The organism is Frankia sp. CgJB1 (assembly GCF_977947065.1).
The window spans coordinates 1-7,691 of sequence record NZ_CDWTNB010000187.1 but is presented as its reverse complement, the minus strand read 5'-3'; the positions used below and the strand labels follow the sequence as shown (position 1 = coordinate 7,691).

Below are 7,691 nucleotides of genomic sequence, written 5' to 3'. Positions count from 1 at the left end.
CCGGGAAAACCGCATCCCAGGCCAGGACCCGGGATCGGGAAACGGCCACCACCGGATTCCGGTGGTGGCCGTTTCGGCATTGCCGGACGGACCAGGGATCGGATCATTTCATCGAGTCTTCAACGGAGATGTCCGGCTACGAGAACAGGTTTATGGTGACCGACTCTCCACTGAACGGTCTCTGGAGGGGGAAGGTACGGCCGTAGTTGTCCGAGTTGTCGGAACACTGGACGCTGAAGGTGGCGCTTGTGCCGGCCACCGGAACCTGCTGGAGGCTCAGGCTGTAGAAGCCGCCGGCGCCGACGCCGGACGAGTCGAACTCGCCGGCCGTCGTGCGGACCGCCACGCCCACCGCGGCGCTGGCCGGGCACCTGGCGACGCTGCCGATCAAGACGTTCGAACTGTTCAGATCCGCGCTCGCGGGAAGGGCCGATGCCAGCGTCAGCGCGCCGGCGGCTCCGGCCGAGGCGAGGAGACCCACGGTCTTACGCATTCTCATGACGAAATAACCTCTCTCAACAGATGCGACATCTTGCCCGCCGAGGGAAGGTTACCCGACTCCGGAAACGTTATTTGCCGCCGTCGCCATTTTTTGCGCCGAGACCTTTTCAGTTTTATCGGCAACTTTCCGGGTAGCCGGGGCAGAATGCCGGGAGAGAGCTGTTGATGGGCTCTCTCGAATTCCGGAAAACGAGGCACGATAGTCGCCGGTTTCCACTGGAATATCGCCGTCCAAGCCATCCTCCCCAGCCGATATGTCTAATTATATGGATGGCTATCTGGACGGCCTTGTCCCGGCCGGGAAACGGCTCGTCCCGGGCCGGGAAACGGGCCGGCGCGCCTGGCTGGCACCTCAGCCCGGGCCGGGTGAGATAGCCGGCCGGGTCAGCGGGCCGGCAGCAGCAGCACGAGGTCGTCGCGGTGGACGATCTCACGTTCGTACGACGGTCCGAGTTCCATGGCGAGGTCGGCCGTCGAACGCCCGAGCATCACGGGCAGCTCCGCCGCGTCGAAGGCAACGAGCCCCCGCGCCACGGACCGCCCGTCGGGGTCGACCAGGTCCACCGGGTCCCCGGCGGCGAAGTCCCCCTCCACGCCGGTTATCCCGGCGGGCAGCAACGACGCCCGCCGCCGTACCACCGCGGCCACCGCCCCGGAGTCCAAGTGCAGCCGGCCCTCGGGGGCGGTCGCGTGCGCCAGCCAGAGCAGGCGGGAGGCCCGACGCGGCCCGGTGGAGTGGAAGACGGTGCCGACCTCGTCCCCCCGCAGCACCGGTGCGGCGTTCGCGGCCGAAGTAATGATCGCCGTAACGCCGCCGGAGGCCGCCATCCGGGCTGCCTCGATCTTGGTGGCCATCCCGCCGACCCCGACACCGGCGGTGCCCGTGCCCCGGGCGGTCAGCCCGTCCAGGTCGGTGTCCGAACGCACCTCGCGCACCATGGTCGCCGGGCCCAGCCGGGGGTTGGCGTCGTACAGGCCGTCCACGTCAGACAGGAGCACCAGCAGGTCCGCCGACACGAGATGGGCGACGATCGCGGCGAGCCGGTCGTTGTCGCCGACCCGGATCTCCTGGGTAGCCACCGCGTCGTTCTCGTTGATGATCGGGATGACGTCGAGCTCGAGCAGCCGGTCGAGCGCGGTCCGGGCGTTGCGGTAGTGGGTGCGGCGGATCACGTCGGTCGCCGTCAGCAGCACCTGGCCGACCTGGTGACCGGCCCGTCCGAACGCCGCCGCGTAGCTGTGTACGAGCGAGCTTTGGCCGACGCTCGCCGCCGCCTGCTGGGTGGCGAGGTCACGCGGCCGCCGGGCCAGGCCGAGCGGGGCGAGACCCGCGGCGATGGCCCCGGAGGACACCAGCACCAGTTGTTGTCCGGCCCGGGGCAGCACCGCGGCCACCAGCGCCTCGAGCCGGTCGGCGTCCAGACCGCCGACGGCCGTCGTCAGCGAGGACGAACCGACCTTAACGACGACCCGGCGCGCGTCGGTCACGAACGGACGCACGCCTTCATCCTTCTTCTTCTCCTTGTACCGCCGGTTCTCCTCGTACCGCCGGGTCGACGGCGACGGCGGCGACGGCGACGGCGGCGCGGCGAGCCATCCGTTCGGCCCGGGTCAACCGCACCGAGGCCCGCAACCGGTCGTCGGTCCCGCGCGGCCCGAGGGACACTGGGGAACCCGTGTCCCCACCTCGGCCGGGTGACGGTGCCGCACCGGAGGCCGCGGTGCCGGCCGGCCCGCAACCACCCAGACCGGTCTCGGCGAGCCCGTCGCCATCCGGCTGATCATCGCCGCCCAGCCCGCCGTTACCCAGCCCGCCGCCGCTCAGCGTCGGCTCCCAGTCGAACGTGACCTCGCCGATGGTCACCTCCACTCCCGCGATGGCGCCGAGGCGGGCGAGCTCCTTCTCCACGCCGAGGCGGGCGAGCCGGTCGGCGAGAAAGCCGATCGCCTCGTCGTTGGTGAAGTCGGTCTGCCGCACCCAGCGCTCGGGCTTCGACCCGGTGATCAGGAAACCGTCGCCGAGGGGGCGCACCGTGAAGTCGGGCTCGTTCACCGCGCGGGGACGCAGCACGATGCGGGTCGCCGCCCGGGCCGGCGCGGCCGCCCGGTGCTGGGCGACGATGTCGGCCAGGGCCAGGGACAGCGCGTGCACGCCACGTCGGGTCGCGGTACTCACCGCGAAGACCGCGAGGTCACGGGCTCGCAGCTCGGGGGCGACGAGCTCCGCGAGCTCCGCGGCGTCCGGAATGTCGATCTTGTTGAGGACGACCAGCCGGGGACGGTCAGACAGATCGGCGGAGTAGGCGGCGAGCTCGGCCTCGATGACGTCGAGGTCGGCCATCGGATCACGGCCCGGTTCCAGGGTGGCGCAGTCCAGCACATGCACGATCACCGAGCAGCGTTCGATGTGCCGGAGGAACTCCAAGCCCAGCCCGCGTCCCTCGCTGGCGCCCGGTATCAGGCCGGGGACGTCCGCGACCGTGTAGGGTGGATGATCACCCGCCTGCGCCACACCGAGATTGGGCACCAGCGTGGTGAAGGGATAGTCGGCGATCTTCGGCTTGGCCGCGCTGAGCACCGACACCAGGGAGGACTTGCCGGAGCTGGGAAAACCGACGAGCGCGACGTCGGCCACGGTCTTGAGTTCCAGCACGGCGTCGAGCTGCTCGCCGGGCTCGCCGAGTTCGGCGAACCCGGGGGCCTTGCGGCGGGCCGACGCGAGCGCCGCGTTGCCCCGCCCCCCACGGCCTCCGCGGGCCAGTACGAACGCGCTGCCCGGTCCGACCAGGTCGATGATCTGCTCGCCGTCCTCCGTCAGCACGACGGTCCCGTCCGGCACCGGGAGGACGAGGTCCGCACCGTCCGCTCCGTGCCGGTTCGACCCCTGGCCGGGGCGTCCCCGGGAGGCGCGCTGATGCGGATGGAAGTGGAAGTCGAGCAGGGTGGTCACGCTCGGGTCCACCACGAGGCGGACGTCACCACCCCGGCCGCCGTCACCGCCGTCCGGCCCGCCCAGCGGCTTGAACTTCTCCCGGTGGATGGAGGCACAGCCATGACCGCCGTCCCCGGCCGCCGCGTGCAGCACCACCCGGTCGACGAACGTCGGCATCACCGCCTCCTCTCCACATCCCTCCCCGCGAGTCCCTCCCTGCGAGAGACGCACCAAAGCCGCGCAACCACGCTCGGCAGGGCGGTGGTACGCGCGGCTGCTGGCTCACCGGTGATCGCCGAGATCGCCACCTGACGGCGGCCCAGGCCACGCTGTCGAACCGACAGCGTGGCCTTGACGACCAGATCAGGCGGGTACCGCCGCCTCGGCCACCACATTCACGACCCGACGGCCCCGCCGGTGACCGAACTGCACGTGCCCGGGCGAGAGCGCGAACAGCGTGTCGTCCTTACCGCGCCCGACCAGCTCACCCGGGTGGAAATGGGTCCCACGCTGACGAACGATGATCTCGCCGGCCTTCACGTACTGACCGCCGAAGCGCTTCACGCCCAGCCGCTGCGCGCTCGAATCCCGCCCGTTGCGCGAGGAACTCGCGCCCTTCTTGTGCGCCATCCCGCTCAGGCCTTCCCGGTCTCGATGCCGGTCACCTTGAGACGCGTCAGCTTCTGGCGGTGACCCTGGCGCTTATGGTAGCCGGTCTTGTTCTTGAACTTGTGGATCCGGATCTTCGGACCCTTGACGACGCCGACGACCTCGGCGGTGACCGCGACGGACGCGAGAGCGTCAGCGTCGTGGGTGACCGACTCGCCATCGACGAGCAGGAGCGCCGGAAGGTTCACGGCCGCGCCCGGCTCTCCGGGAAGGAGCTCGACGTCGACGACATCGCCGACGGCGACCCTGTGCTGCTTGCCGCCGCTGGCAACGACCGCGTACACCAGATCTCCCTGCTGTTGTTATGCCTCTGTGACCGCACGGAACCCGGAACGGCGTTCCCCACGGAGCTTTGGGTGCGCATGAGCCGCGATCGACCGGAACGCGGCCGATCGGCGGTCATCCAGCGAGCATTGCCCGATAGCGAGCATCGCTCAGTCCGGATGAGCATGCGGACTCCACCTTACAGGTCATCCGGAGTGGGGCGAAGGACCGCCCGCCGCATACCGCCCATTCCGTCCCGCGCATCCCCCGCATGGCAGTCACGCATCCCGCACGCGACGGGGCCCCGCCGGGCGGATCTCATCGCGGCTCCTCGCCCCGCTCATCCGGGTCATATCCAGGGATGACCCGGACGGGCCATGGTGTAGGCCGCCGAGGAGGGAGAAGCATGGAACGTCCACATGGCGGAGTTCCACGATGGATCGTGAAGCTTCGACGCCGGGAATGAGATCGCGTCGGGGGTGACGAGGATGTACTGGCAGCTGGTGGTCTGGGCCGCAGGAGCCGGTACCGCCGTCGCTCTGGCCGTCGTCTGCCGCCCGGCGGCCACCGCCGCCCGTCGTTATGGCTCGGTTCCCGGCACGGTCCCCGCCGCGACGGGCGCGCTGACCGTGCTGGTCGTCGTCGGTCTCACTCTCACGGCCTTCGCCGGCCTACCGCCCTGGGCAGGCGCCTGTTGGACGCTGGGCACCGCGGCCGCGGCCGGATGGATCGCGCTGCGCCGACGGGGTCCATCCGCTTGGGGGTTGCCCGATTCCAGGACGGCAGGCCGGCCGCCCGGTGATCTCGAGGCGGGAGACGCAGGAGACGCGGCCGACCCCGCCGATGCGGCCTACACGGCCGACGAGCCGGTCCTACGCGGTCGGATGAGCCCGAGCCTCGCCGATCAGGACGATCTGGTGCAGTCGCTGACCATCGCCTCCTATGCCCTGCAGATGGGCGATCCAGGACGGGCCCGTCAGGCAGTCGAGGTAGCCCTGTCCCGTTCCCGGACCACCCTCGATCTGCTGCTGCGGGAGAATGCCGGCCGCGGGCTCGTGCGCCCGGGCCCGGCCGCCGGTCCGAGTCGGGCCGGGCCGACCGCCGCCTGAACGGCCGGTCCGGCTCTCCGCCAGGCCTCGATCAGCTCGGGGGCTCCGCCGAGGGCACGGACTCCAGCGACTCGGCCGGCTTGGACACCGGCCGGGAGGCCCGCCGCCGTCGGCTCCGGGCCGGTTTGCCCGCAGTGGGCAAGGCGTTGTCCGCGGTCGCGAGGCTGTCGGGATCATCGGAGTTGGCGTACACCGGCGGCAGGGCATCCTCGAAGCCGCCCGCGCCGGAGCCACCGCCGACGGGCACCTGCCCGTTCGACCCAGCTGGGGAGCCGGCTGCCACGGGTCCCGGGGCGGCGGCAGCCGCGGCCACGTCCGCCGGCCCTGCCGCACTGTCGGCCGCATGCGCGGGCACCGTATCCGCGGCGGTGACGCCCTCGCCAGCCATCGCACCCTCGCCAGCCGTCACGGCGACGTTCTCCGCGGCGCCAGGCGTCGATGATGCGACGGATCCGCCGGGTTCGCTGGATCCACCAGGTTCGCCGGACCCGGCGGACGCCTCGGATTCGGATACGGACGTGGGCCCGGCCGACGCGGCGGCGGCGATGATCGTGGGGTCATCGACGGCACGCGTGGACACGGCACGCGTGGACGAGGAGCGGGCCCGACGACCGGACCCGGGCCCCTCCGCCGGCGCGGGCGCGGGCACCGCCACCGGAGTCGGCTGACCGGCACCGGACACGATGGTCCCGCTCGGCACGCCGACTGCGGCGTGTGCACCGCTGCCGCCGTCGAGGTGGATGACCACCCCCCGGCCGTTGCAGTGCACGCACGGCTCGCTGTAAGCCTCCAGCAGGCCCTGCCCCACCCGCTTGCGGGTCATCTGGACCAGCCCGAGACTGGTCACCTCGGCGACCTGGTGCCGGGTACGGTCCCGGCCAAGGCACTCGGTGAGCCGGCGCAGGACCAGTTCCCGGTTACTCTCCAGAACCATGTCAATGAAGTCGATGACGATGATGCCACCGATATCCCGCAGCCGCAGCTGACGGACGATCTCCTCGGCGGCCTCCAGGTTGTTCTTGGTGACCGTCTCCTCGAGATTGCCGCCCTTGCCGGTGAACTTGCCCGTGTTGACGTCGATGACCGTCATCGCCTCAGTCCGGTCGATGACGAGCGATCCACCCGAGGGCAGCCAGACCTTGCGGTCGAGGGCCTTGGCGAGCTGCTCGTCTACCCGGTACTCGGCGAAAACGTCACCGGTTCCGGTGTAGCGGCGGATCCGCGGCCGCAGATCGGGAGCCACTGTGTCGATGTACTCCTCGATCGTGGTGGCCTCACCTGAGCCCTGGACGACCAGCTCGGTGAAGTCCTCGTTGAAGATGTCCCGGATCACCCGGACGACCAGGTCCGGCTCGCCGTAGAGCAGCGAGGGCGCCGACGCCTTCTTCGCCTTGCGCTCGATGTCCTCCCACTGGGCGGCGAGCCGCTCGATGTCGCGTTCCAGCTCGGCCTCGCTGGCACCCTCGGCGGCGGTGCGCACGATGACCCCGCCGTCCTCGGGCGTGATTTTCTTCAGGATGCTCTTGAGCCGGGCTCGTTCGGTGTCCGGCAACTTGCGGCTGATCCCGGCGTTCTGCCCGTCCGGGACGAACACCAGGTACCGCCCCGGCAGGCTGATCTGGCTGGTGAGCCGCGCGCCCTTGTGCCCGATCGGATCCTTGGACACCTGGACCAGGACCGACTGGCCGGACTTGAGTACCTGCTCGATCTTGCGGGGCCGACCGTCCAGCCCGGAGGCGTCGTAGTTGACCTCGCCGGCATAGAGGACGGCATTGCGTCCTTTGCCGATGTCGACGAAGGCCGCCTCCATGCTGGCCAGCACGTTCTGCACTCGGCCGAGGTAGATGTTGCCCGCGTAGGACGCCGAGCTCGCCCGGGTCACGAAGTGCTCGACGAGTACCCCGTCCTCCAGCACGGCGATCTGGGTGCGGTCCCCCGCGTGGCGGACGACCATCCGGCGTTCGACTGACTCCCGCCGGGCCAGGAACTCCGCCTCGGTGACGATCGGCGGCCGACGCCGACCGCTGTCGCGACCCTCCCGGCGCCGCTGACGCTTGGCTTCCAGACGGGTGGACCCGCTCAGCCCCCGGACTAGGTCCTCGTCCTTGCGGGTCTCCCGGACGTGGACGACCGTGTTCGGCGGGCCGTCGGCGAGCGCCGGCTCGTCGCCGCCGGCGCGCCGCCGCCGCCGCCGGCGGCGGCGGGCCCCTCCCAGC

7 protein-coding genes are annotated in these 7,691 nt (G+C 70.8%); 1 reads left to right on the top strand and 6 read right to left on the bottom strand.

What is annotated here, in order from left to right; all coding sequences use genetic code 11:
• Nucleotides 1-136: 136 nt before the first annotated feature.
• From AC08OT_RS17265 to rplU, 5 genes are all read right to left on the bottom strand, one after another.
• Complete coding sequence (locus AC08OT_RS17265; RefSeq protein WP_476592191.1) at nt 137-499, bottom strand: hypothetical protein; 363 nt, start codon at nt 497-499, stop codon at nt 137-139.
• A 386-nt stretch (nt 500-885) separates the two neighbouring features.
• The gene (gene proB / locus AC08OT_RS17260) at nt 886-2,001 is read right to left on the bottom strand and encodes a glutamate 5-kinase (protein WP_476592190.1); all 1,116 of its coding nucleotides are present in this window, start codon (nt 1,999-2,001) and stop codon (nt 886-888) included.
• A gap of 4 nt (nt 2,002-2,005) precedes the next feature.
• Nucleotides 2,006-3,610, bottom strand: a complete 1,605-nt coding sequence (obgE, locus tag AC08OT_RS17255; protein ID WP_476592189.1) for a GTPase ObgE — start codon at nt 3,608-3,610, stop codon at nt 2,006-2,008.
• A 186-nt stretch (nt 3,611-3,796) separates the two neighbouring features.
• Entirely contained in the window at nt 3,797-4,063 is a 267-nt protein-coding gene (gene rpmA / locus AC08OT_RS17250; RefSeq protein WP_476592188.1) for a 50S ribosomal protein L27, read from the bottom strand.
• A gap of 5 nt (nt 4,064-4,068) precedes the next feature.
• Nucleotides 4,069-4,386: a 50S ribosomal protein L21 gene (rplU, locus tag AC08OT_RS17245; protein WP_462186089.1), complete on the bottom strand. Its 318-nt coding sequence runs from the start codon at nt 4,384-4,386 to the stop codon at nt 4,069-4,071.
• A gap of 468 nt (nt 4,387-4,854) precedes the next feature.
• Here rplU and AC08OT_RS17240 point away from each other — a divergent pair, with 468 nt between their 5' ends.
• The gene (locus tag AC08OT_RS17240; RefSeq protein ID WP_476592187.1) at nt 4,855-5,475 is read left to right on the top strand and encodes an MFS transporter; all 621 of its coding nucleotides are present in this window, start codon (nt 4,855-4,857) and stop codon (nt 5,473-5,475) included.
• Nucleotides 5,476-5,506: 31 nt separating this feature from the next.
• Here the strand turns inward: AC08OT_RS17240 and AC08OT_RS17235 are convergent.
• Nucleotides 5,507-7,691: Rne/Rng family ribonuclease (locus AC08OT_RS17235; protein WP_476603039.1), on the bottom strand; the 2,185-nt coding region annotated here is incomplete at its 5' end.

Excerpts from the sequence above, each read along its gene's own strand:
- AC08OT_RS17265 (WP_476592191.1), bottom strand. The coding sequence starts at position 499 with ATGAGAATGCGTAAGACCGTGGGTCTCCTCGCCTCGGCCGGAGCCGCC.
- obgE (WP_476592189.1), bottom strand. The coding sequence starts at position 3,610 with ATGCCGACGTTCGTCGACCGGGTGGTGCTGCACGCGGCGGCCGGGGAC.
- rpmA (WP_476592188.1), bottom strand. The coding sequence starts at position 4,063 with ATGGCGCACAAGAAGGGCGCGAGTTCCTCGCGCAACGGGCGGGATTCG.
- AC08OT_RS17240 (WP_476592187.1), top strand. The coding sequence starts at position 4,855 with ATGTACTGGCAGCTGGTGGTCTGGGCCGCAGGAGCCGGTACCGCCGTC.